Source organism: Bradyrhizobium pachyrhizi (assembly GCF_001189245.1).
GTDB lineage: Bacteria > Pseudomonadota > Alphaproteobacteria > Rhizobiales > Xanthobacteraceae > Bradyrhizobium > Bradyrhizobium pachyrhizi.
In genome coordinates this window covers 138,954-161,746 of the sequence record NZ_LFIQ01000076.1, presented here as the reverse complement: position 1 = coordinate 161,746, position 22,793 = coordinate 138,954, and the positions used below count along the sequence as shown (strand labels likewise).

At 64.7% G+C, this 22,793-nt stretch carries 20 protein-coding genes; 7 read left to right on the top strand and 13 right to left on the bottom strand.

Features of this window, described 5'->3' with window-relative positions; all coding sequences use genetic code 11:
• Positions 1–75: 75 nt before the first annotated feature.
• Positions 76–1,134: a phosphotransferase family protein gene (locus tag AKL29_RS15810; RefSeq protein ID WP_050384824.1), complete on the bottom strand. Its 1,059-nt coding sequence runs from the start codon at positions 1,132–1,134 to the stop codon at positions 76–78.
• A 135-nt stretch (positions 1,135–1,269) separates the two neighbouring features.
• Positions 1,270–2,502 carry an acyl-CoA dehydrogenase family protein gene (locus AKL29_RS15805; protein WP_050384823.1) on the bottom strand — a complete coding sequence of 411 codons (1,233 nt, stop codon included), beginning with the start codon at positions 2,500–2,502 and terminating at the stop codon, positions 1,270–1,272.
• Between the two features lie 328 nt (positions 2,503–2,830).
• Here AKL29_RS15805 and AKL29_RS15800 point away from each other — a divergent pair, with 328 nt between their 5' ends.
• On the top strand, positions 2,831–3,520 hold the full coding sequence (locus tag AKL29_RS15800) for a TetR/AcrR family transcriptional regulator (protein ID WP_050384822.1): 690 nt from the start codon (positions 2,831–2,833) through the stop codon (positions 3,518–3,520).
• A 29-nt stretch (positions 3,521–3,549) separates the two neighbouring features.
• Here AKL29_RS15800 and AKL29_RS15795 read toward each other — a convergent pair whose 3' ends face one another.
• Together AKL29_RS15795 and AKL29_RS15790 are read right to left on the bottom strand one after the other, a co-directional pair.
• Positions 3,550–3,945, bottom strand: coding sequence for a Rid family hydrolase (locus tag AKL29_RS15795; protein ID WP_028335433.1), 396 nt, complete (start codon positions 3,943–3,945; stop codon positions 3,550–3,552).
• Positions 3,946–4,192: 247 nt separating this feature from the next.
• Entirely contained in the window at positions 4,193–5,419 is a 1,227-nt protein-coding gene (locus AKL29_RS15790; RefSeq protein WP_028335432.1) for a CaiB/BaiF CoA transferase family protein, read from the bottom strand.
• 284 nt (positions 5,420–5,703) lie between these two features.
• Here AKL29_RS15790 and AKL29_RS15785 point away from each other — a divergent pair, with 284 nt between their 5' ends.
• Complete coding sequence (locus AKL29_RS15785; protein WP_050384821.1) at positions 5,704–5,952, top strand: hypothetical protein; 249 nt, start codon at positions 5,704–5,706, stop codon at positions 5,950–5,952.
• Positions 5,953–6,034: 82 nt separating this feature from the next.
• Here AKL29_RS15785 and AKL29_RS15780 read toward each other — a convergent pair whose 3' ends face one another.
• The 3 genes from AKL29_RS15780 to nirB are packed head-to-tail and all read right to left on the bottom strand — an operon-like array spanning position 6,035 to position 11,494.
• Positions 6,035–8,698 (bottom strand): nitrate reductase, encoded by a 2,664-nt coding sequence (locus AKL29_RS15780; protein ID WP_050384820.1) that lies wholly within the window; start codon positions 8,696–8,698, stop codon positions 6,035–6,037.
• 10 nt (positions 8,699–8,708) lie between these two features.
• A complete protein-coding gene (gene nirD / locus AKL29_RS15775; RefSeq protein WP_028335429.1) occupies positions 8,709–9,038 on the bottom strand; it encodes a nitrite reductase small subunit NirD in 330 nt (109 codons plus the stop codon).
• On the bottom strand, positions 9,035–11,494 hold the full coding sequence (nirB, locus tag AKL29_RS15770) for a nitrite reductase large subunit NirB (RefSeq protein WP_050384819.1): 2,460 nt from the start codon (positions 11,492–11,494) through the stop codon (positions 9,035–9,037). The genes nirD and nirB overlap by 4 nt, the downstream gene beginning before the upstream one ends.
• Positions 11,495–11,608: 114 nt before the next feature.
• Here nirB and AKL29_RS41965 point away from each other — a divergent pair, with 114 nt between their 5' ends.
• The 3 genes from AKL29_RS41965 (at position 11,609) to AKL29_RS15755 (ending at position 15,127) form a co-directional block, all read left to right on the top strand.
• Positions 11,609–11,797: a hypothetical protein gene (locus AKL29_RS41965; protein ID WP_152977619.1), complete on the top strand. Its 189-nt coding sequence runs from the start codon at positions 11,609–11,611 to the stop codon at positions 11,795–11,797.
• A 333-nt stretch (positions 11,798–12,130) separates the two neighbouring features.
• Positions 12,131–13,390, top strand: coding sequence for an MFS transporter (locus tag AKL29_RS15760; protein WP_028335426.1), 1,260 nt, complete (start codon positions 12,131–12,133; stop codon positions 13,388–13,390).
• A gap of 63 nt (positions 13,391–13,453) precedes the next feature.
• Entirely contained in the window at positions 13,454–15,127 is a 1,674-nt protein-coding gene (locus AKL29_RS15755) for a bifunctional protein-serine/threonine kinase/phosphatase (RefSeq protein WP_193395219.1), read from the top strand.
• Between the two features lie 93 nt (positions 15,128–15,220).
• On the opposite strand, the gene AKL29_RS15750 is transcribed toward AKL29_RS15755, so the two are convergent.
• The 4 genes from AKL29_RS15750 to AKL29_RS15735 form a co-directional block, all read right to left on the bottom strand.
• Entirely contained in the window at positions 15,221–15,847 is a 627-nt protein-coding gene (locus tag AKL29_RS15750; RefSeq protein ID WP_063779914.1) for a hypothetical protein, read from the bottom strand.
• Complete coding sequence (locus AKL29_RS15745) at positions 15,844–16,338, bottom strand: c-type cytochrome (RefSeq protein ID WP_035631104.1); 495 nt, start codon at positions 16,336–16,338, stop codon at positions 15,844–15,846. The genes AKL29_RS15750 and AKL29_RS15745 overlap by 4 nt, the downstream gene beginning before the upstream one ends.
• 122 nt (positions 16,339–16,460) lie before the next feature.
• Entirely contained in the window at positions 16,461–18,233 is a 1,773-nt protein-coding gene (locus AKL29_RS15740; protein ID WP_244482069.1) for a PQQ-dependent dehydrogenase, methanol/ethanol family, read from the bottom strand.
• 135 nt (positions 18,234–18,368) lie between these two features.
• A complete protein-coding gene (locus AKL29_RS15735; RefSeq protein WP_317247301.1) occupies positions 18,369–18,839 on the bottom strand; it encodes a copper chaperone PCu(A)C in 471 nt (156 codons plus the stop codon).
• 128 nt (positions 18,840–18,967) lie between these two features.
• Between AKL29_RS15735 and AKL29_RS15730 the strand changes: the two genes are divergently transcribed.
• The gene (locus tag AKL29_RS15730; protein ID WP_050384813.1) at positions 18,968–20,101 is read left to right on the top strand and encodes a phosphotransferase; all 1,134 of its coding nucleotides are present in this window, start codon (positions 18,968–18,970) and stop codon (positions 20,099–20,101) included.
• A 180-nt stretch (positions 20,102–20,281) separates the two neighbouring features.
• Here the strand turns inward: AKL29_RS15730 and AKL29_RS15725 are convergent, their stop codons facing one another.
• Positions 20,282–20,737 (bottom strand): cupin domain-containing protein, encoded by a 456-nt coding sequence (locus tag AKL29_RS15725; RefSeq protein WP_050384812.1) that lies wholly within the window; start codon positions 20,735–20,737, stop codon positions 20,282–20,284.
• A gap of 87 nt (positions 20,738–20,824) precedes the next feature.
• The gene (locus tag AKL29_RS15720; RefSeq protein ID WP_028335418.1) at positions 20,825–21,382 is read right to left on the bottom strand and encodes a zinc metalloprotease; all 558 of its coding nucleotides are present in this window, start codon (positions 21,380–21,382) and stop codon (positions 20,825–20,827) included.
• 627 nt (positions 21,383–22,009) lie between these two features.
• Here AKL29_RS15720 and AKL29_RS44900 point away from each other — a divergent pair.
• Positions 22,010–22,793: caspase family protein (locus tag AKL29_RS44900; RefSeq protein ID WP_244482067.1), on the top strand; the 784-nt coding region annotated here is incomplete at its 3' end.

Genomic DNA, 22,793 nt, shown 5'->3' with positions numbered 1-22,793 from the left:
CCGACCTCTCCCCGCAAGCGGGGCGAGGTAGAAAGAGAAGCGGCGCGAACCCTGTGGGACCGCGCCGCATTCGGATCAGGTAGCGCCGGCCTTCTGCGCGTATTCCCATGACGCCTGCGACAGCGGCACGGTGCGCTTGGCCGACTCGAGGGCCTTGGCATTCGCCGCGGTGCCGTCGCGGACCCGGCCCGCGATGCCCTGCGTGATGCCCGCAAGGCGGAACAGATTGTAGGAGAAATACCAGTTCAGGTCGGGCACCGGGATGCCGGTCACGTCGCAGTAGATCTGCGCCGCCTCATCCTGGCTCGGAATGTTCAGTGCCTTGAGGTCGGCATTGACGAGGCCCGGCATGGTCCACTGCATCAACAGGTAGGTGAAGTCGGCCATGGGATCGCCGAGCGTCGACAATTCCCAGTCGAGCACCGCCTGCACCCGCGGCTCGGTGGCGTGGAAGATCATGTTGTCGAGGCGATAGTCGCCATGAACGATCGAGACGCGCTTCTGCTCCGGAACGGTTTTCGGCAGCCACTCGGCGAGCTTCTCGAATTCGGGAATGTGCTGGGTTTCGGAGGCGCGGTACTGCTTGGTCCAGCGATCGACCTGCCGCGCAAAATAATTGCCGGGCTTGCCGAAGTCGCCGAGGCCGATCGTCTCGGGATTGAACAGATGAAGCTTGGCCAGCGTCTCGATCTTGCTGGCGAAGATCTTGCGGCGCGCGTCGGGCTCCTGGCTCGGCAGCGTCGGATCCCAGAACACCCGCCCCTCCTCCATCGACATGATGTAGAAGGCCGAGCCGATCACCGCGTCGTCGGTGCACAGCGCGTAGGCTTTTGCGACCGGGAAATTCTGCTTGCCAAGCGCCGCGATCACGCGGAACTCGCGATCGACCGCATGCGCCGACGGCAACAATTTACCGAACGGCTTGCGCCGCATCACGTAGTTGCGGCCGGGGGTCTCCAGCTTGTAGGTCGGGTTGGACTGGCCACCCTTGAACTGCAGGACCGTGAGCGGGCCCCGATAGCCTTCGACGTGTTCCCTCATCCAGGCGTCGAGACTGGCCTCGTTGATACGATGGCGCTCCTCGACTTCCCTTGTGCCGGAAAATTCTTCGTCTTTCCTGACGCCGTCCGCCACGATGACGCTCCCTCAACTCGATTTTTCAAGGAGCGCGTCGGGGCGCTCCCTCAATCAGGCTGGCACGCCAGCCTGATCTCTCTTTTTCATTCTGAGCACGATGTGCGCGCGAACGCCATGCGTTCCGCATCATGCTCAGTGCGACGTGTTTGCATACTTCCGAAGTTCAAGTCTGGCAATGGCGCGATTGTGCACCTCGTCCGGACCGTCGGCGAGACGGAGCGTGCGGATGTGGGCATAGGCACGGGCGAGGCCTGCGTCGTCGGAGACGCCGCCGCCGCCAAAGGCCTGAATCGCCTGGTCGATGATCTTGAGCGCCATGTTGGGCGCCGCGACCTTGATCATCGCGATCTCGGCCTGCGCGGTCTTGTTGCCGACCTTGTCCATCATGTCGGCGGCCTTGAGGCAGAGCAGACGGTTCATCTCGATGTCGGTGCGGGCATCGCCGATGCGCTGCTCCCAGACCGAATGCTCGATGATCTTCTTGCCGAATGCGGTGCGCGAGGCGAGCCGCTTCACCATCTTCTCCAGCGCCTCCTCGGCCTGGCCGATGGTGCGCATGCAGTGATGGATGCGGCCCGGACCGAGCCGGCCCTGCGCGATCTCGAAGCCGCGGCCCTCGCCGAGCAGGATGTTTTCCTTCGGCACCCGCACGTTCTCGAGCAGCACCTGGGCGTGGCCGTGCGGCGCATCGTCGAAGCCGAACACCGGCAGCATCTTCTCGACCTTGATGCCGGGGGTGTCGAGCGGCACCAGGATCTGCGACTGCTGCTGATGCTTGGCGGCGTTGAAGTCGGTCTTGCCCATCAGGATCGCGATCTTGCAGCGGGGATCGCCGACGCCCGACGACCACCATTTGCGGCCGTTGATGACGTAGTGATCGCCATCCTTCTCGATGCGGGTCTCGATGTTGGTGGCGTCGGACGAAGCAACCGCAGGCTCGGTCATCAGGAAGGCGGAGCGGATCTCGCCGTCCATCAGCGGGCGCAGCCATTTGCGCTTCTGCTCCTTGGTGCCGTAGCGGATGAACACTTCCATGTTGCCGGTATCGGGGGCGGAGCAGTTGAACACTTCGGACGCCCAGGAGATGCGACCCATCTCTTCCGACAGCAGCGCGTATTCGAGATTGGTCAATCCCGCGCCATGGAATTCGTCGTCCTCATGTGAGGACGGCGGCATGAACATGTTCCAGAGGCCTTCGGCCTTCGCCTTCTTCTTCAGATCCTCGAGGATCGGAATCACCTTCCAGCGCGGGCCCTCGGCGTCCTGCTTCTCGTAGATCGGCACGGCCGGGCGGACATGCGTTTTCATGAAGGCCTGAACGCGCTCCAGCCACTCCTTCTGCTTGGGCGACATCGTGAAATCCATGGGACGCTCCTCGTTTCCTAGACTTGGGCCGCTGACCTGGGCCGATGACCTGGGCCGTAGCCATTTGTCGACATTGTTGACCCCGCCCCCGCGGCTCGCAAGGGCGTTCGCGGAAGGGCGGCGGTGGTGTGCCGGAAGACCGCCCGTGATCAGCGGATTGACATTTCCGGCTCTTCAAACGATAGTTTCATACAAATGTTTGAAATGCAACCTCGCGTTCGTCATTCCGGGGTAGCCCGCAGGGCTGAACCCGGAATCCGGAAATTGTGGAGCGAGATTCCGGGTTCGATGCTGCGCATCGCCCCGGAATGACCGGAGGCTCTCAGCCATGGCCAGCGACCAGACCCGATCCGCCATTCTCGCCGCCGCCGAGCGGCTCTATGCCGACCGCGGCTTCGGCGACGTCACGCTGCGCGACATCGTCGCGGAGGCGAACGTCAACCTCGCGGCGGTGAACTATCATTTCGGCTCCAAGGACGAATTGATCGCGGAGCTGTTCGTCACCCGCAGCATCCAGACCAACCGCGAGCGTCTCAACGAACTGCGGGCGGCGGAGGAAAACGGCGGCGGCCGCGCTTCGATCGAGGACATCATGCGCGCCCTCGTCGGCCCCACCCTGCGCGGCTGCCTCGGGCCGGATCGCGAGGGCTCGACCGCGGCGCGCTTCATGATCCGCGCCTCGATCGAATCCGTGCCGCCGATCCGCCGCATCAAGAATCGCGAGGTCGATCACTTGCGCAAGTTCGCCGCCGCGATGCGCCGCGCGATGCCGGCGAGCAGCGACACCGAGCTCTATTGGGGCCTGCACTTCGCGCTCGCGATGGCGCACCACACCATCCGCGAGAAGGAACGCCTGCTGCGGCTGTCGGAAGGCAAATGCGACCTCGACGACGTCCGCGGCATCATCGACCGCGTGGTCACGGTCTCGGTGATGGCACTGACGATGGGCGACGTCCCGAGCAAGCCGGCGCCGCGAACGGTCGCGATGCACGGGCGGCTGACGCGGCAGGATCTCTGAAGCGAGGATGCCGCTACGGCGCCCTGCCCCTAGACCATCGCGATGCAGTCGATCTCGACGTCGAACGGCCCGGTCCATTCCGGGATGCAGACGAAGATCCGCGCCGGCGGCTGGTGCGGGAAGTACCTTGCATAGACTGCGTTGAAGGTTGTGAAGTGCTTTGCCGAGGTGCAGAACACGTTGCACTTCATCACATTGTCGAGCGTGGCACCCGCAGCCTCGAGGCATTGCTTGAGCTGCTCCATCACCAGCTCGCTCTGCCGCTCGATCGACGCGCCGGCGGCGATCTCGCCGGTTGCGGGATCGAACGGTGGCAGGCCGGAGACGAACACCATGTTGCCGGCGCGCGTGACCGCCGATGCCGGCGCCTTCCAGCGTTCCAGCCAGTTCGAGATCGGCTCGACGCGGACCACTTCGCGTTTCATGATTGGCACCTTCGATGAGGGATCGATGGCGCCAATCTAACAGGCGGATGTCAATGATGGTTCGACATCGGCCGAAGTGTTGCTGCGGAATGACGACCCTGGTCCCGTCACCCTGAGGAGCGCGCCCTTGCGCGCGTCTCGAAGGGTCGACGGCCACCAGCGGGGCTGTTCATCCTTCGAGGCTCGCAAGAGCTCGCACCTCAGGATGACGGAGAAACTCCACCGCCCGCGGCCTCGACGTCAGCGCCTACAGAATCCCCTGCGCCTTCAGTCCCTCGACCTTGGCGTCGTCATAGCCGATGGTCGCCAGGACTTCCTTGGTGTCGGCGCCGAGCAGCGGGGGGGCGCGGTATTCGGTGATCGGCGTGCCCGAGAAGGTCAGCGCGTTGCGGATCAGCGACAGGTTGGGCTCGAAGGGATGGTCGACCTTGACCCGCATGCCGCGCGACTGCACGTGCGGATCGCTGAAGACCTGCTCGAAATTGTTGATCGGGCCCGACGGCACGCCGGCCTCCTCGAGCTTCTCCAGCCAGTAGGCCACCGGGTGCTTCAGGAACAGCCCGGCGAAGATCGCCATGATCTCCTTGCCGTGCACGACGCGGTCGTTGTTCTTGACGAAGCGCTTGTCGTTCGCGAGCTCGGGCTCGCCGAGCACGGCGCAGGTGCGCTGGAACTGGCCGTCATTGCCGACCACCAGCATCAGCTCGCCGTCGGTGCAGCGGAATACGCCGGCCGGCATGCCGCCATTGCCCCAGGTGCCGCGGCGCGGCGGGGTCTTGCCATTGACGAGGTAGATCTGCAGCCAGTGCGACAGCGACGCGATCACGGTGTCGAACAGGCAGACGTCGATATGCTGCCCTTCCCCGTTGTTGGCGTCGCGATGGTAGAGCGCCGAGAGGATGCCGATCGAGGTGTTCATGCCGGTCATGTAGTCGACGATCGAGGGGCCGACCTTCATCGGGCCCTCGCCGGGCTCGCCGTCGATATGGCCGGTGACGCTCATCAGGCCGCCCATCGCTTGCAGAATCGCGTCATAGCCGGCGCGCGGCGCGTAAGGTCCGGTCTGGCCGAAACCCGTCACCGAGCAATAGATGATGCCGGGGTTGAGCTGCTTGATGGTCTCGTAGTCGAGGCCGTAGCGCTTGAGGTCGCCGACCTTGTAGTTCTCCATCATCACGTCCGCGGTCTTGGCGAGCTCGCGGATGATCGCCTGCCCTTCCGGCTTGGCGATATTGACGGTGACCGACTTCTTGTTGCGGTTGGCGCAGAGGTAGAACGAGTTGTTGTTGTTCTGCTTGCCTTCGGGATCGGCGAGATAGGGCGGGCCGAAGGCGCGGGCGTCGTCGCCGCCGCCGGGCCGCTCGATCTTGATCACCTCGGCGCCGAGATCCGCCAGCATCTGGGCCGACAGCGGGCCCGCGAGCACCCGCGTCAGGTCGAGAATCTTGATGCCCGAGAGTGGCAGAGCCGACATGAACCTTCCTCCAAATCTTGCGATATCTTGATTATTCGGCGCCGGACCGCGTCCTGCCCGTTTCTTGAGCGCGCCAGAGCCTGCCGATACACCATTTTAGTGTCGCGAGCACTGCATTGTCGGCATGAAGCCATCCCCGGACGGCCTATGTGCGACGCACCGGGGGGCACCCCCGGGGAACCGGCTGCGAGAATCGGGCGATTGCCGCCACGCGAAATTGTGAAGATGGCCGACACCGATTTGCCGCAGCGTCAGCGGTATTTTGCCGCGACGAGGAAGAAACCATGCGGACGATCACGACGGTCGGGCTGCTGCTGACGCTGCTTGCGGCCGCAATGCCGCCGGTGGACGCGCACGGCGGCCATGGCCATGGCGGTGGGCACAGTCACGGCATGCACGCGGGCGGCGCCGATAGCGCCGGCGGATTTGCTGAGGACAGACGCCGCGGCAACGATGCCTATACCAAGGCAGCCTCGGATGAGGAGGACCGCCTGCTCAACAGCAAGCTGAAGGGCATCTGCCGCGGCTGCTAGAGCATGATCCGGAAAAGTGCGAAGCGGTTTTCCGAGAAGATCATGCTCAAAGAGGCCTCGGACATCGAGCGGATAGGGCAGCTCAGGATGCGATCGCCTGCCGCGGCTGTGCGGTAGCGCCAATCAGCTTGCCGATCTCGGGCTTGCAGCCGCCGCAATTGGTGCCGGCCTTGAGGCAGCGGCCGATCGCATCGACGCTGTCGGCGCCATTCCTGATCTCGGCGGTGATCTGGTGCCGTCCGACGCTGAAGCAGGAGCAGACGATCGGACCGACATCCTCGCCCGCGCCGAACGGCCGTCCGGCCAGCAGCGACATCCGCGCATTGGCCGACAATTGCTGTTCGGCGAACAGCCCTGTCAGCCAGGCCCGCGACGGCAGCGTGTGATCGGGCGCGATGAACACGCAGCCCTCGAGCCGGCCGTCGCGCACCGCCGCGTAGCGGAAGCGTCCCGCCGCCGGATCGCGATAGGCGAGCCATTCGATCTCGACACCTTCGAGGCCGAGCTGTGCCCTCGCCCAGTCGCGCCAGCTCTCCGGGCGAGTGTCGAGCGCGAGCTCCAGCCGCGTGCAATCGCCGGCCTTGCCGTAAACCCAATAGCCGCTTGCCGGACGCCTGATCGCGTCACGGCTCAGGATGAAGGCGTGCCATTTCGGCGCGTAAGGATCGGCCTTGACCGGCGTGTGCTTGGACTCAGGCTGGCCGGACAGCGGATCCGTCGCCGGATTGACCAGCGCGTTGACGCGTCCCTCGCCGGCGAACTCCGCGTTCCAGTGCATCGGCACGAACACGCAGCCGCGGCGCTGGTCGGCGCTGACCACGACACGCGCGATCATCTCGCCCCAGCTGCTGGTCAGCCGCACCAGACCTTCGTTTTGCAGCCCGGCCTGCCGCGCATCCTCCGGGTGAAACTCGGCATAGGGCTCGAAGACGTGCGCCAGCAGCCGGCCGGTTTTGCCGGTCCGGGTCATGGTGTGCCACTGATCGCGCACACGGCCGGTGTTGAGCACCAGCGGAAAGTCGCGGCTGGTGGCGTGGCGCGCCGCGCGCGGCGCCACCGGGACGAAGCGCGCCTTGCGGTCCGGGGTGAAGAATTGCTGGCTCTCGAACATCCGCGGCGTGCCGGCCGGATGGTCTGATGTCACCGGCCACTGCACCGGCGCCAGCGCGTCATAAGCGCCGTCGTCGAGCGCCGCCAGCGCCGAGATATCGAAATCGCGCCGGCCGCTGTTCTCGAAGCCCGACAGCTCGGCGTGCTCGCGGAACACCTCGGCCACCGAGGCGTAGTCGAAGCCCGAATATCCCATCCGACCGGCGACGTCGCAGATGATGCGCCAGTCGGCGCGCGCCTCGCCCGGCGCTGCGAGAAACGGCCGCTGCCGCGAGATCCGGCGCTCGGAATTGGTGACGGTGCCATCCTTCTCGCCCCACGCCAGCGCCGGCAGCAGCACGTCGGCATGGCGCGTGGTGTCGGTGTCGCGCATGCAATCCGTCACCACGACGAGTTCGCAGGCGTCGAGTGCAGCGCGGGCGCGATCGGCATCCGGCAGGCTCACCACCGGATTCGTCGAGATGATCCACACCGCTTTGATGCGGCCGTCGGCGATCGCGTCGAACATGTCGACCGCTTTCAGCCCGGCCTTCTCCGCGATCACTGGCGCACGCCAGAACCGCTGCACCAGCTCGCGGTGCGCGGGATTCTCGATCTCCATATGCGCGGCGAGCTGGTTGGCGAGCCCGCCGACCTCGCGGCCGCCCATCGCGTTGGGCTGGCCGGTCAGCGAAAACGGCCCCATGCCGGGACGGCCGATGCGTCCAGTCAGGAGGTGGCAATTGATGATGGCGTTGACCTTGTCGACGCCGCTCGACGACTGGTTGATGCCTTGCGAATACAGCGTGACGACGCGCTCGGTGCGCGTGAACCAGTCGAAGAACAGCCCGACCGCGCCTTCGGTCAGGCCACAGGTCGCCGCGGTCTGCGCGACGGTCTGGCCGCCGATTTGCTTGAGCGCGTCGACGATCCCCGTCGTGCAATTGCCGACAAAGCCGCGGTCGACCGCGTTGCTGCCGGCGAGGAAGGCGAACAGCCCGTTGAACAGCACGGAGTCGCTGCCCGAGCGCAGCGGCAGATGCAGATCGGCGCCCTCGCAGGTCGCGGTGCGGCGCGGATCGATCACCACGATCTTGCAGGCCGGATTCTTCTCCTTCGCCGCCAGCATTCGCTGGTGCAGGATCGGATGGCACCAGGCGGCGTTGGAACCCACCAGCACGAGCAAGTCCGCCTGCTCGAGATCCTCGTAGCAGCCCGGCACGGTGTCGCTGCCGAACGCGCGCTTGTGCCCGGCGACGCTGGAGGCCATGCACAGCCGCGAATTGGTGTCGATATTGGCGGTGCCGACGAAGCCTTTGGCGAGCTTGTTGATGACGTAATAGTCCTCAGTCAGCAGCTGGCCGGAAACATAGAACGCGACCGCGTCGGGCCCGTGCTCGCGTATGATCCTGCTAAAGCCATCGGCGACGCGACCGAGCGCATCGTCCCACGCCGCCGGCGCGCCGTCGACAACAGGCTCAAGCAGGCGTCCGTCGAGATCGATGGTCTCGGCGAGCGCCGAGCCCTTGCTGCAGAGCCGGCCGAAATTCGCCGGGTGCTGCTTGTCGCCCTCGACCGTGACGGCACCCGCCGCGTCCTTCGACGCGATGACGCCACAGCCGACACCGCAATAGGGACACGTGGTCTTGACGGACATGCCCGGCCGCTCAGCTCACCGCAGCCGCCTGCCGCACCGACAGCCAGACAACGCCGTTCTCGACCTTGGCCGGATGGGTATGGGTGCAGCCTTCGTCGGGCGCGACCGCCTGCCCGCTCGCCAGCTCGATGACGAAATTATGCAGCGGACAGGTCACGCGCTTGTTGTGCACGATGCCCTGCGACAGCGGCCCGCCCTTGTGCGGGCAGCGGTCGTCGAGCGCGAACACCTCGTCGCTCTCGGTCCGGAACACCGCGATGTTGCCGCCCGGCGTGCGTACCACGCGCGAGCCGAGCCGCGGAATGTCGGTCAATGCGCCGATTTCGATCCACTGGGTCATGCGAGCTCCAATTCGGCGAGAGGCGCGAACTCGTTGCGGTCCACGCCGCGGCTGGCACGCTCGGCCCACGGATCGGTCTGCGCGAACTGCTGCGAATAGCCAAAGCGGGCGAACAGCGCCTTGCGGTTCGCAACGTCGTCGACCACCCGCTTCCTGATCTGCTCGAGACCGACGCGGTCGCACCATTTGTACATGCGCTCGAGATACCAGCCCTCCTCGCGGTAGAGCTGGGTCAGCGCCACGATCACCTCGAGGCATTCGTCCTCGGTCTCGACCTTGGTCAGGAACTCGGTGCCCTTGATGTGCAAGCCGGCGGCGCCGGCGAAATGGATCTCGTAACCGGAATCGACGCAGACCACGCCGACGTCCTTGCAGGTCGCCTCCGCGCAGTTGCGCGGGCAGCCGGAGACGCCGAGCTTGACCTTGGCCGGCGTCCACGAGCCCCACATGAACTTCTCGAGCTTGACGCCGAGGCCGGTGGAATCCTGGGTGCCGAAGCGGCACCATTCGGAGCCGACGCAGGTCTTCACCGTGCGCAGGCCCTTGGCGTAGGCGTGGCCCGACACCATGCCGGCGTCGTTGAGGTCGGCCCACACCGCCGGCAGGTCTTCCTTCTTGACGCCGAGCAGGTCGATGCGCTGGCCGCCGGTGACCTTCACGGTCGGGATGTTGAACTTCTCGGCGACGTCGGCGATTGCGCGCAGCTCGCTCGGCGTCGTGACGCCGCCCCACATCCGCGGCACGACCGAATAGGTGCCGTCCTTCTGGATGTTGGCGTGGACGCGCTCGTTGATGAAGCGCGACTGCTGGTCGTCGCGATATTCGCCCGGCCAGGTCGCAAGCAGATAGTAGTTCAGCGCCGGGCGGCAGGAGTGGCAGCCGTTCAGGGTCTTCCACTCCATGAAGCGCATGACCGCGGGAATGGTCTTGAGCTGCTGCTCGACGATCACGCGGCGAACGTCGTCGTGGCTGTGATCGGTGCATTTGCACAGCGGCTTGACCTTCGGCGCCGCCGAATAGTCGCCGCCGAGCGTGAACGCCAGCACCTGCTCGACGAGCCCGGTGCAGGAGCCGCAGGACGACGATGCCTTGGTATGGGCGCGGACGTCGTCGAGCGTGAACAGTTTCTTCTCGCTGATCGCCTTGACGATGGCGCCCTTGCAGACGCCGTTGCAGCCGCAGATCTCGGTCTCGTCGCTCATCGCGGCAACCGAGCTCTGGCCGCTGACGCCGCCATCGCCGAGATTGGCGGCGCCGAACACCAGGCGCTCGCGCATATGCGAGACGTCGGTGCCGTCGCGCAGATGCTGGAAGTACCAGGGGCCGTCGATGGTGTCGCCATAGAGCACGGCGCCGACGATCTTCTTGTCCTTCAGGATGATGCGCTTGTAGACGCCGCGGTTGGCGTCCTGCAGCACGATCTCCTCCTTGTCCGGCCCCGGCGCGAAGTCGCCGGCCGAGAACAGGTCGATGCCGGTGACCTTCAGCTTGGTCGAGGTGACCGAGCCGTCATAGGTGGCAAAGCCCTTCATCGCGAGGTGGTTGGCGCAGACCTTGGCCTGGTCGAACAGCGGCGCGACGAGACCGTAGGTCTGGCGGCGGTGCTGCACGCACTCGCCGACCGCGTAGATGCGGCCGTCATAGGTCTGCATGGTGTCGGAGACGACGATGCCGCGCTCGCAGTACAGCCCGGCCTTCTTGGCGAGCTCGAAATTCGGGCGGATGCCGACCGCCATCACCACGAGATCGGCCGGCAGCTCGGTGCCGTCGCCGAACCGCACGCCGGTGACGCGGTCCTCGCCCAGGATGGCCTGGGTCTGCGCCGGCATCTTGAACACCATGCCGCGCTCTTCCAGCGACTTGCGCAACAGGCCGCCGGCCACCGGATCGAGCTGACGCTCCATCAGCGTGTCGAGCAGATGCACGACCGTGACGTTCATGCCGCGCTTCATCAGCCCGTTGGCGGCTTCGAGGCCCAACAGGCCGCCGCCGATCACCACCGCGTTGCGATAGTCGGTCGAGGCCTTGATCATGCGATCGACGTCATAGATGTCGCGGAAGCCGATCACGCCCGGCAGGTCCTTGCCCGGCAGCGGCAGCATGATCGGGTTTGAGCCCGTCGCGATCAGCAGGCGGTCATAGGGCACCCGCTCGCCGGCTTCGGTGACGACTTCGCAGGTGCGGCGATCGATCATGGTGATCGTCTCGCCCTTGCGCAGCGTGATGTTGTTGTCCTCGTACCAGTCGACGGTGTTGAGCATGATGTCGTCGACGGTCTTCTCGCCGGCGAGCACCGGCGACAGCAGGATGCGGTTGTAATTGCCGTAGGGCTCGGAGCCGAACACCGTGATGTCGTAGAGATCGGGGGCGCGCTCCAGCAGCGCCTCGACCGTCCGGATGCCGGCCATCCCGTTGCCGATCACCACGAGCTTCTGCTTGGTCACTTTGTCGAGCATGGTCCGCCTTTCAATTCCGACGGCGCTGCGCAGCGACGCGGCGTGCGTCGTTGATGGGCACCGATAAAGGTTTGGAGTTGTAGGAAGCCCAGCCGCGGGCGCAGACCGTCTTCGATGACGACCGATGTTCCGTTATTGATTGATATTCAAAACGCGTGCCAACTCGTGACGGGCGAATCCGGCTGCAAAATCAAGAGGTTTCCGGCCGATCAAAATCCGTCAGTCCGCGCGCTGCGCCGACAGCCGGCCGAAATTTTAGCCACGCCGATGATCTCTTGTGCATCACAGCATCGCGGGCCGTGATGGCAATCGCGAAATCGCATTTGATGCGCGATCGCACGGACTTGGCGCATCGCACAAAAAAGCACCAGCCTGCGCGTTTGCGCGGCGGCACCTGCCGCAAGCCACGGCACGCGCGGCGGCGGAACGCTGTCCGCGATTGCGTGGCAACGTCTTGCGACTGCACGGCAAAGCGACGCGGCCGGATCGATGGCACGGTAATTGCTGACCACAGCTGTTGACGGAGTGCGTCTCAACGACGAGCGCACTCACCATTCACCAACATTCCATTTGTCTGCGCCCGAGATGGCCGCGCTTTTGCGGCTGCCTCCGCCGCATCAACGCGAGATGCTTGCGATGAAGCTAGCCGAGTTCAAGAAGGCAGGTCACTGGCCGACACTGCTTGCCGCGTTCCTGTACTTCGACATCAGTTTCATGGCGTGGGTCGCTCTTGGACCGCTGATCGTCTACATCGCGCGCGACATGAATCTGGCCGTGAACGAGAAGTTCACCCTCGTTGCCATTCCCGTGCTCGCCGGCGCGCTGTTGCGGGTGCCGATGGGCATTCTCGCCGACATCATCGGCGCCAAGCGCACCGGCATCATCGCCCAGCTCGTCGTGATCGCCGCGACTGCTGCAGTGTGGCACTTCGGGCTGACCAGCAAGCTCGCGATCGAGCTGTTCGGGCTTGCGCTCGGCGTCGGCGGCGCCTCGTTTGCCGTCGCCCTGCCCCAGGCGAGCCGCTGGTATCCGCCGCAATATCAGGGCGTGGTGATGGGCATCGCCGGTGCCGGCAATATGGGCGTCGTGCTCGACACGCTGCTTGCGCCGACCATTGCCGAGCATTGGGGCTGGCAGGCCGTATTCGGCTGCCTGCTTATTCCGATGCTGATGGTGCTCGCCTATTACGCGTTTGCAGCCAAGGACGCGCCGGGCGAGCGTAAGAAGGTCTCGCTGCAAGCCTACGGCGCACTGCTGAAGGATTCCGACAGCCGCTGGTTCATGTTCTTCTACTTCATCACCTTCGGCGGCTTCGTCGGCCTCGCCAACGCGCTGCCGCTCTATTTCACCGTGCAGTATCATGTCTCCGGCGTCGCGGCGGGCATGCTGGTCGCGCTGATCGTCGCGTTCGGCTCGGGATTCCGTCCCGTCGGCGGCATGATCGCCGACCGGATCGGCGGCATTCGTTCGCTGTCGATCCTGTTCGGTGTCGTGGTCGCCGCCTATCTCGTCATCGCCTTCATGCCGGAGGGCCCGACGGCGCCGACGCAGGCCGGCTGGGCATTGACCGAATTGCCGCGCATTGCCTGGATCTCGGTGCTGCTGTTCTCGATCGGCGTGCTGGCGCTCGGCATGGGCAACGGCGCGGTGTTCCAGCTGATCCCGCTGCGCTTCCGTCACGAGATCGGCCTGATGACCGGGCTGGTCGGCTGCGCCGGCGGCGTCGGCGGCTTCTTCCTTGCCCAGACGCTCGGCGCCGCCAAGGGCATGACCGGCGGCTTCGGCGCCGGCTTCCTCTTCTTCGGCGGGCTGGCGTTGCTTGGCTTCATCGGACTTGCCATGGTCAAGGTCCGTTGGCGCACCACCTGGGGCGCGGTATCGGGAGCGCGCGTCTGAGGACCCCGCTCCGCAACGTGACGGGGCTCGGACGTGGCGAACGGTTCGCAACGGGACTTGGGGGTGCGCGTCGGCTTCGCGAGCGAGACCGGCAAGCGCGCCGCCAATGAGGATTATGTCGCGGCCTGCTTGGGCCAGCCGGGCACGCTGCATCGCGATGTCGTGGCCGCGGTCGCCGACGGCGTCGGCGGCCACAAGGGCGGACGCGAGGCCGCGGAGGTCGCGGTCCGCAGCTTCATCGACGCCTATTATTCGTTGCCCGAGACGCTCGGCGTCCGCCGCCGCGCAGCGCGGGCGCTGGAAGCCGCCAATAGCTGGATCTACGGCCAGGGCCGCGTCGATGCCGCGCGCAGCGGCATGGCCTGCGCGTTCTCCTCGATCATCCTGTCGCGGCGGCAATGCCATGTGATCCATATCGGCGACACCCGTGCCTATCGCCTGAGCGACGGCCGACTGGAACGCCTGACGCAGGACCATATCGCCGGCCGCGGCGACCTCGCCCACATGCTGAGCCGCGCCATCGGTTTCGAGGAGTTCGCCCGCTTCGACTACACGTCCCTCGGGCTCCGTCAGCACGACCGCCTGCTGATCTGCAGCGACGGGGTTCACGGCACGCTCGGCGATTTGCGCCTCCAGCAATTGCTGGAGGAGCGCACGCCGCCCGACGAGTCGGCGCGCAGCATCGTCGATGCCGCGCTCGCGGCCGGCAGCAGCGACAACACGACCGCGCTGGTGCTCGACGTCGTCGACCTGCCACCGGCGGATCGCGACGATCTTACGCACGCGATCGCGACGCTGCCGATCCTCGATCTGCCGGTGACCGGCGATACGATCGACGATTTCAGCCTCGGCGACGTCCTGTCCGACGGACGCTACAGCCGCCTGTTCAAGGCGACCGACAAGCGCGCCGGCCGCGAAGTGGTGCTGAAGTTTCCACATCCGCGGGTCGCGAGCGAAGGCTCCTACCGCCTCGCCTTCGTGCGCGAGGCGTGGGTCGCCGCGCGCGTGCGCAGCCTCTGGATCGGCGAAATCATCGAGGTGCCGGCGGAGCGGCAGACCAGGCTCTATTCGGCGATGCCGCTCTACGAGGGCGAAACGCTCGAGCAGCGGCTTGGCCGCGCGCCGCGGCTGTCGCTCACCGACGGCATCGCGATCGCGACCAAACTGGTGCGCGCGGTGCAGCGCGGTGACCGCGCCGGCATCATCCATCGCGACATCAAGCCCGACAACGTGATCCTGTTGAAGGACGGCGGGTTGCGCCTTGTCGACCTCGGCGTCGCGCGGGTGCCGCTGCTCGAGGATTTTCCCGCCGAGGACATTCCGGGCACCGCGAGCTACATGGCGCCCGAGCTATTCGGCGGCAAGGCCGGCGACGAGGCCTCCGACCTGTTCGCGCTCGGCGTCACGGTCTATCGCATGTTCACCGCGAACTATCCGTTCGGCGAGATCGAGCCGTTCTCGCGGCCGCGCTTCGGCAAGCCCGCGCCGCTGTCGCGCTACCGGCCGGACCTGCCGGCCTGGCTCGACGCGGTGATCGGCAAGGCGCTCAGCGTCGACCCGGCACAACGCTTCGGCGATGCCATCGAGTTCGCGCACGAACTGGAAAACGGCGCGACCTGGGCCGGCCCCGCCGTCACGACCCGCAAATCGCTGCACGACCGCGATCCCGTGACCTTCTGGAAGGTGCTGTGCGCGATCCTGGCCCTGATCATCGTGGTGCTGCTGGCGCGGCACTGAAGCAGGATGATCTTGCTTCGAGTCGCGAGCACCGGACTCCGCTTCACCTCGCCCCGCCTGCGGGGAGAGGTCGGAACGCATCGCTCATCACGCTCAGGACCCGGCGCGGCGGATCGTGATCCGGGTCTCGTCGGTCATGTCCTTCAACTCCTTGTTCGGCTCGCGATAGAGATGACGCTCGATCTCGACCGTGCGGCCGTCGATCGTCTTGGTGCATTTCTCGTCGACAAATACGCCGCCGACCTCCTGCTTGTCGGCGCCCGGCTGTGCCTTCGAACAGGTCCAGCCGTCCTCGCCATAGCGCGATCTCGCCTGCAGGCCGAGCAGGAAGGCCTTCTTGCGCAGATAGAGCCGCGCCTTCGGATCGGTCTCGATCATCAGCGCCGCGATCTTGGCGTCCTTGTCGATCATGACGGTGAGGATCGCGGGATGGCCGCCGACCATGGTGCCTTCCCGCCCGCTCTCGCGATCATACTCGAAGCGGATGCTGCGCAGCCGGTCCGGTCCGGCCTGGCAAGCCTGCCACTGCGCCCAGTCGGCCAGTCTGTGGGTCTTCTCGCCGACGCAGGTCAGGTTGATGTAGCCCGCGTCCGGCACGCTGCTGATCGCCATTCCGACGCTGATGTCGCGCAGGTCTCCCGCGGTCGCCATCGCCGGCACCGCTGCCGTGACGGTGACAGCGAAGACCAAGCCACGGATTGCCGATCCTTGCTTGCTCATGGCTTTGCCTTCTCGCTCTGGTCGGACGGCGCGGCGGCGTGGCCGGCCTCCTTGTAGATGTTGCAGACCCGCGAGCCATCGCCGAAGAACGCGATGCATTCATCGTAGGTCGGCTCGCCCTTGCCCTTGACGCGGGCGAGCACGTAGTCGGCGACGGCCTCGATCTCGTTCGGACGCAGGAACACATTCGCTTCGGGCGGCATGCGGTCCGCGACGTCCTGCCGGGTCATCTCATAGCATTTCGTGGTATCGTAGGAGCCGCGCACGAAGAACGGCATGCCGGTGCCCGGCCGCCCGCACGTCACGGTCTCGATGATCTGCTCGCGGGTCAGCTCGGTCTTGCGCAGCGACAGCGCGTCGCCGCCATAGCCGCCGCCGCCATTGCCGTGCCATTTGTGGCAGCCGACGCAATTGCCGCGCTTGAACACCGCCTTGCCCGCATCGGTGGGATCGCTCGCCGACTGAGCTTGCGCGGTACCGATAAATCCCATCACCAGCGCGCAGCCGAGCCACGCGCCAACCAGCCAATTTTTTTTCATTTGTTTTGTTTCTTGTCTTTCTCGGCCAACTCGACGCGGGAGGCCTCGGTGAGAGACCTCCCGCGCTTGCGACGTCAGAGGGCGAACACGTAGAGCATCGAGCCCGGCTGCATCCGCTTCAGCTCGGGCGTGGCATCGATGAACCACTTGTCCCAGGCTCCGCCGAGGCCGACCAGGATCGCGACGTACTGCTTGCCGTCCACCGAGAACGTCATCGGAGGCGCATTGACGCCGCCGCCGGTGTTGAACTGCCAGAGTTGCTGCAGCGATTTCGCGTCATAGGCGATCACCTCGCCGGACGGCTGTCCGGAGAACACGAGGTCGGGCGTTGCCAGGATGCCGCCGAGGTTCGGGAATTCGGTCTCCGCCTTCCCTGCCACCTTGCCGGTGGTGACGTCGATCGCGGTGACGCTGCCGGTGATCTTGACCGGCTGGCTCGGTCCGCCGCCCGTGAAGAACTCGCGCTTCTTCAACTTGTCAGGCGTCGTCTCCTCGACCGTGATCCGGTTGCAGCTCTCGATCACCGGGATGTACCAGAGCTTCAGGTTCGGATTATACGCGGTCGGCGGCCAGTTCTTGCCGCCCATGTTGCCGGGGCAGATGTCCGTCACCTTGTTGGTGCGGCTTGGCGTCACCGCAGCGTTGTAGCGCTGCACGCCTTGCTTCGGATCATACTCCACCGGCTTGCCGGATTCGGGATCGAGCCCCTTGGTCCAGGTCACCTTCTTGACGAACGGCAGACCCCAGATGAACTTGCCGCTGTTGCGGTCGATCGCATAGGCAAAGCCGTTGCGGTCGGCCTCGAGCGCGAGCTTCTGCGTCGTGTTGTTCGGACCGGGGACGTCGACCAGCACGTTCTCCGCCACGCTGTCATAGTCGTAGGGATCGTTCGGCGTGTGCTGGTAGTGCCACTTGATCTTGCCGGTGTCGGCATCGAGACCAAGCGAACTATCGGTGTAGAGGTTGTCGCCGGGCCGGTATTCATTATCCCAGTCCGGTCCGGGATTGCCGACGCCCCAGACGATGGTGTTGGTCGACGGGTCGAAGCTGCCGGTGACCCAGGTCGATCCGCCGCCGCTTGCCTTGGCGTCCTTGTCGTCCTTCCAGGTCTCGTGGCCGGCCTCGTCCTTGCCCGGGATGGTGTGGGTGCGCCACACTTCCTTCTGGCTCTTCAGGTCGGTCGCGGCGATCCAGCCGCGAATGCCGTATTCGGCGCCCGCCACGCCTGTAATCGCCATGTCCTTGACGATCAGCGGTGCGCCGGTGATCACCTCGCCCTTGTCGGGATCGGCGACCTGGCGCTGCCAGGCGACCTGTCCGGTCTCCTTGTTGGTCGCGATCAGGCGACCGTCGAGCGTGTGCGAGACGACGAGGTTGCCCCACAATGCAACGCCGCGGTTGTCGACGCCGCAGCAGGCGACCGCGCCGGCCCAGTCGTGGTCGGTCTTCGGATCCATCTTCCAGAGCAGCACGCCTTTGCCGCCATGCGCATCGATCTTGTAGACCGAACCCCAGCCGTCGGTGACATACATGAAGCCGTTCTCGACGATCGGCGTCCCCTCCAGGCCGCCATGCGACCAGATTCCGCCGCCCTCGACGCCGCCGAGATGCATGGTCCAGGCGACCTTGAGGTTTTTGACGTTGTCCTTGTTGATATCGGCCAACGACGAGAAGCGCGTCGCCGCATAGTTCTTGTGGTGGTGCAGCCAGTTGCCTGCTTCCTTGTCAGCATTGAGCAGACGGTCCTGGCCGACATCGTCGGCGAGCGCGAAAGAGCCCGCGAAGGTCGCTGCGGATGCTACTGCCGCGGCGAGCATATGTGACTTTACCCAATTCAACCTTGTCATGAGTTCATTTCCTCCGGATCTAGCATTCTTCATTGATCGAACCGCCCGTCACACACGGGCGATCACGCGAGAAGCCTTGAGTCCCGGCGCATGGCTGTGCACCACCCGCCGTCTTCTTGAGTCACTTGTGTGAGGTCACTTCTGGACCTGTACCTCCGTCTCGATGGTGCCTGCTTTCTGAAAAACGATCGCGCATTTGAAGGTCTCGCCCGGCGTGAGCGCCTGACGCATCTGCAGCAGCATGACGTGATAACCGTCACGCTTCAGCTCGAGCATTGCCTTTGCCGGCACTGGTATATTGGATATCGAGCGCATCGCCGGTGCGCCCTCGCCGCGATCCACAGTATGACGCTCGGAAAAATTCGCAACCGGGCAGCGGACACGAAGCAGCGCATCGGCGCTGTCGGCCTCGTTCTTGATCGTCATCGTCAACGGAAGGTCCCCGCCCGCTTTGTCGACCGCCGGCACGCGCGCGTCCACAATCTGCAAGGACTCGTTCGCGGCGGCGTTATGCATCACTCCGAACGTGCTGATCAGGCAGAATAATGGCAACGCGATCGATGATCGGCACGCAACGGCGCAATGCAACTCCCGCTCGAACGACATCAAGTTCTCTCCCAACATGATTTTTGCAGCATTGTTTCACGCTTCGTCGTGCGCTTCCAGCAATAGATCGCGAACGCTGCATCAACGCGATTTTGGGCACGCATAGCGGCCATGCTAACTTCTTGCGCATGAGTGCTCTCGATAAACTTCCGCCGGCACAGCGCGACGCAGCACATGCCGCACTGCATCAGGTGATCGGCACCGCCGCGATCGAGGCCGTCACATCGGTCTCGGGCGGCGCAACGTCGGCGCAATTGTTCCGGATCGGTTCAGGTGGCGAGAATTATTTGCTCCGAATCGAAGGAATGCCGAGTCCGCTGCGCAATCCGTTTCAGTATGTGTCGCTCAGGATCGCCGCCGAGGCCGGCATCGCGCCGCGACTCCATTATGTCGACGAGGCCTCGCGCGTCGCGGTGATGGATTTTGTGCAGCGGCAGCCGCTCGGCCGCTATCCCGGCGGCCTGCCGGCCCTGGCGAAGGCGCTCGGCGAATTGCTGGCGCGCCTGCAGGCGACGCCGGCCTTTCCCGCCTTCGTGCGCTACCCCGACATCGTGGCCCGGCTATGGGCCCATGTCGGCCGCACCGGTCTGTTCGCACCCGGCGTGCTCGACCGCTGCGACGCGCATCTCGCGCGGATCCGCGCGGCCTATGCCTGGGATGAGGCCAACTCGGTGTCGAGCCACAACGACTTGCTCCCCGCCAACATCCTGTTCGACGGCAACAGGCTCTGGATGGTCGACTGGGAATCCGCCTATCGCACAGATCCGCTGGTCGACCTTGCGATTGTCGGCGACAGCCTGGCGAGGACGCCGGAGCTGGAGCACATCTTACATCGTACCTGGCTCGGCCGCCCGCTCGACGAGGCGCTGCGCGCACGGCTCGCACATGTCCGCGCGCTCACCCGGCTCTACTATGCCGGCGTGCTGCTCAGCGCATCGGCGACGGCGCCGCGCATCACACCCGACACGAGCCTTGCGGCACCGACGCTTGCCGAGTTCGCAGAAGCCACACGCGCCGGCCGGCTCAAGGCCGGTACGCCGGCGGCCAAGCACGTGCTGGGCAAGATGTTCGTCGCCGCGTTCCTGACCGAGGTCGCAACGCCCGGCTTCGATCTTCGGTCTGACGTTCAACCCGGCGGATTGAACGTCGACGGAAAGAACTGCGGCGCAGCTCACTGCGGCACCGGGTGCAGCCTTGCGAGCTGGTCGAGCGACAATTCGGCCTCGCGATCGCTCAGGGGAAAACGCACGATCACATCCTGACGCGCCAGCTGGCCCCACAGCGCGTCCGACGACCATTTCTGCGGCTCGGGTCCGCGCGGACCGTCGACCCAGATGAAATACCATTCCGGCATGGACGCGACCAAAGCTCCTCGCCGGAACATTGGTCCTTCGCCGGCCAATCCGCAACGCCCGATTTCGTGCGCGGCGCGACAGGCGGGGCTATTCGTACGGCGTGCCGTCCTTGTGCAGGAAGCGGCCGTCGGAGCTCGGGCTCATCATGTCGATGTCGGAGCAGGTGATGACGTCGGCACCCGAGCGCGAGCCGACCTCGAGATAGGTCGCCGTCATCTGCGACCTGTTGATCAGATGATGCCCGTTGCCGGAGTTCTTCGGAAACGCCGCGCAATCGCCGGCGCGCAGCACCGTCTCGCCGCCGTCCTCCACCAGCACCACTTTGCCCGCGAGCACATAGACGAATTCGTCCTCATCCGAATGCCAGTGGCGCTGGCTCGACCAGTTGCCGGGCGGCAGCCGCATCAGGTTGACGCCGAAGTCGGCCAGCCCGCCGGCATCACCGAGACGCTGCCGCACCCGCTCGGCGCACGGCGCGGCGAACTCCGCCGGATAGCCGGTCCCCTTGCGCTCCGGCACGTTTGCAAGATCGATCCTGGGCATGGCGTCTCTCCGGCGGGTGGCGGGCGAACGAGCGATCGGGCCGGCTGTAAACGGTTTCATGGAAGTCTGCAGCAGGAGGTTCCAAGGTCAGCCGCCAAATCGCTTCACCAGTTTTGAACTTTTGGCCGTGCTGATCTGCTGACTGGTCAAATCGCTTCCCACGCTCAATCCCTTCGTCATCAAGTTGCTGCGCAGGGCGGCCTGCTTCTCATCGGCGTAATCTACGTCGACGTGGTCTAGACTCATCAAATGCCCCAGTTCATGCGCCCACGCGCGTCCGTTGGCAAAATCATTGCCATACCATTGGACAAAACTTGCCGGCTCGGGATCGCTATGAAGGTAGGAGCCGCCACCGGCCGAGAGATTGACTATCGGATTGACGAGATAGATGTGGACTGCATTGTCGGGAGCATGCCGGAAACTGAGAACATCCAGCACGCGCTGATCATTGTTGCGCGCGCTCTTCGCCATATCGAGCGGCTTATCTTCCACGTAATCATTGATCACGAACGCGATCTTGGCCTTCGCCCAGATCTTATTGACTACATCCAGTGCCTTTTTGGCTGTCTCGCCACTCCATTTTTGCGGCTCGGCGACACCTTTCTCGGCAAATGGCGTAATGTAGATTTTCAGCGGAATAGACATGTGCGTCTCCAACGCTATAGATTTCGACGACACCTGCGGTGGGCGTCCACACGTCGACGGCTAGATCCCGAGTACGCAGATTTCGGTTCCTTCGGGACTCGCACGTCTCAGCTCGAACGGACCGGCGTTGCTTCCAGATAGACGCAGTTCGCGCTCCTATGGAAGTGGCCCGCGGCTGCGACAAACAGCCGAGACGGACGGGCTGAACCTTGTCGATGCCACCGAGACTAACGACGTGGCCGTCACACCCTGACGATCCTGCACGAGCATCGCCTGAGCATGCGAGTTCAATTCCGAGATCACTATCGAGAGATGGAACTTCGCCTGGCGAAGCCCAGCCGAATGCCGGCACTGCCGGCCATTCCGGCGCTAAGGATAAAATACAGCAATTTCAATATCTTACATGTCGACTGACATTTGTTCGGCCGTGTACCATCGGCCCTACACGCTTCGGTGTATCCTTGAACAATCTCGCTGCCCCGGACGACAACATCAGGAATGGATTGGACTCAGATTTGTTCTCTACGGAGGTATGCCGGCGCCCGTCACGCTTGATGCAGTGGAGTTTGCGCGCGGCCACCTTCGATAAAGCTGCGGTTGTTTCGAGCCGATTTTTGGACGTTCGCCATGCGCTTGTACACGCTCCTCCGAGTTCTTGTTGTTGTTGCTGCTTCAGTTCTCCTGGCGTCTCAGCCAGCCTGGGCAACGAAGCGAGTGGCTTTGGTGGTCGGAAATTCGAACTATCAAAATGCGCCACTACTTCCGAATCCTGCCAATGATGCCACCGCTATCGCCGCGACCTTGAAGGGCGCCGGGTTCGATTTGGTGGAGTCTCGGCTGAACCTGACCTCGAGCGACATGCGGCGGGCACTGAGGGATTTCGCCGATCAAGCTCGCGATGCAGACATCGCCATCGTCTATTATGCAGGTCACGGAATCGAGATCGACGGGACGAATTATCTGATCCCGACGGATGCCAGACTTGAACGCGACACCGATATCTATGACGAGGCCTTCTCGCTCGATCGTGTCCTGCTGGCCATCGAGCCCGCGAAGCAGCTGCGCGTCGTGATCGTTGACGCCTGCCGCAACAATCCATTCGCCGACACCATGAAGCGAACCGTCGCTTCGCGCGCGATCAGCCGCGGGCTCGCACGGGTAGAACCCGCCGTATCCAATACGCTGATCGCGTTTGCGGCGAAGGCCGGACTGACGGCGCTCGACGGCAACAGCAAGAACAGCCCCTACGCGACGGCGCTGGTGAAATATATCGCAAAGCCTGGACTGGACCTGCGCAGGGCTTTCGGTTTCGTCCGCGATGATGTCCTGCAAGCTACCGGCAACCGACAGGAGCCTTACGTTTACGGCTCGCTGGGCGGTGAGGACGTTGCGCTCGTGCCAAAGGCAGAAG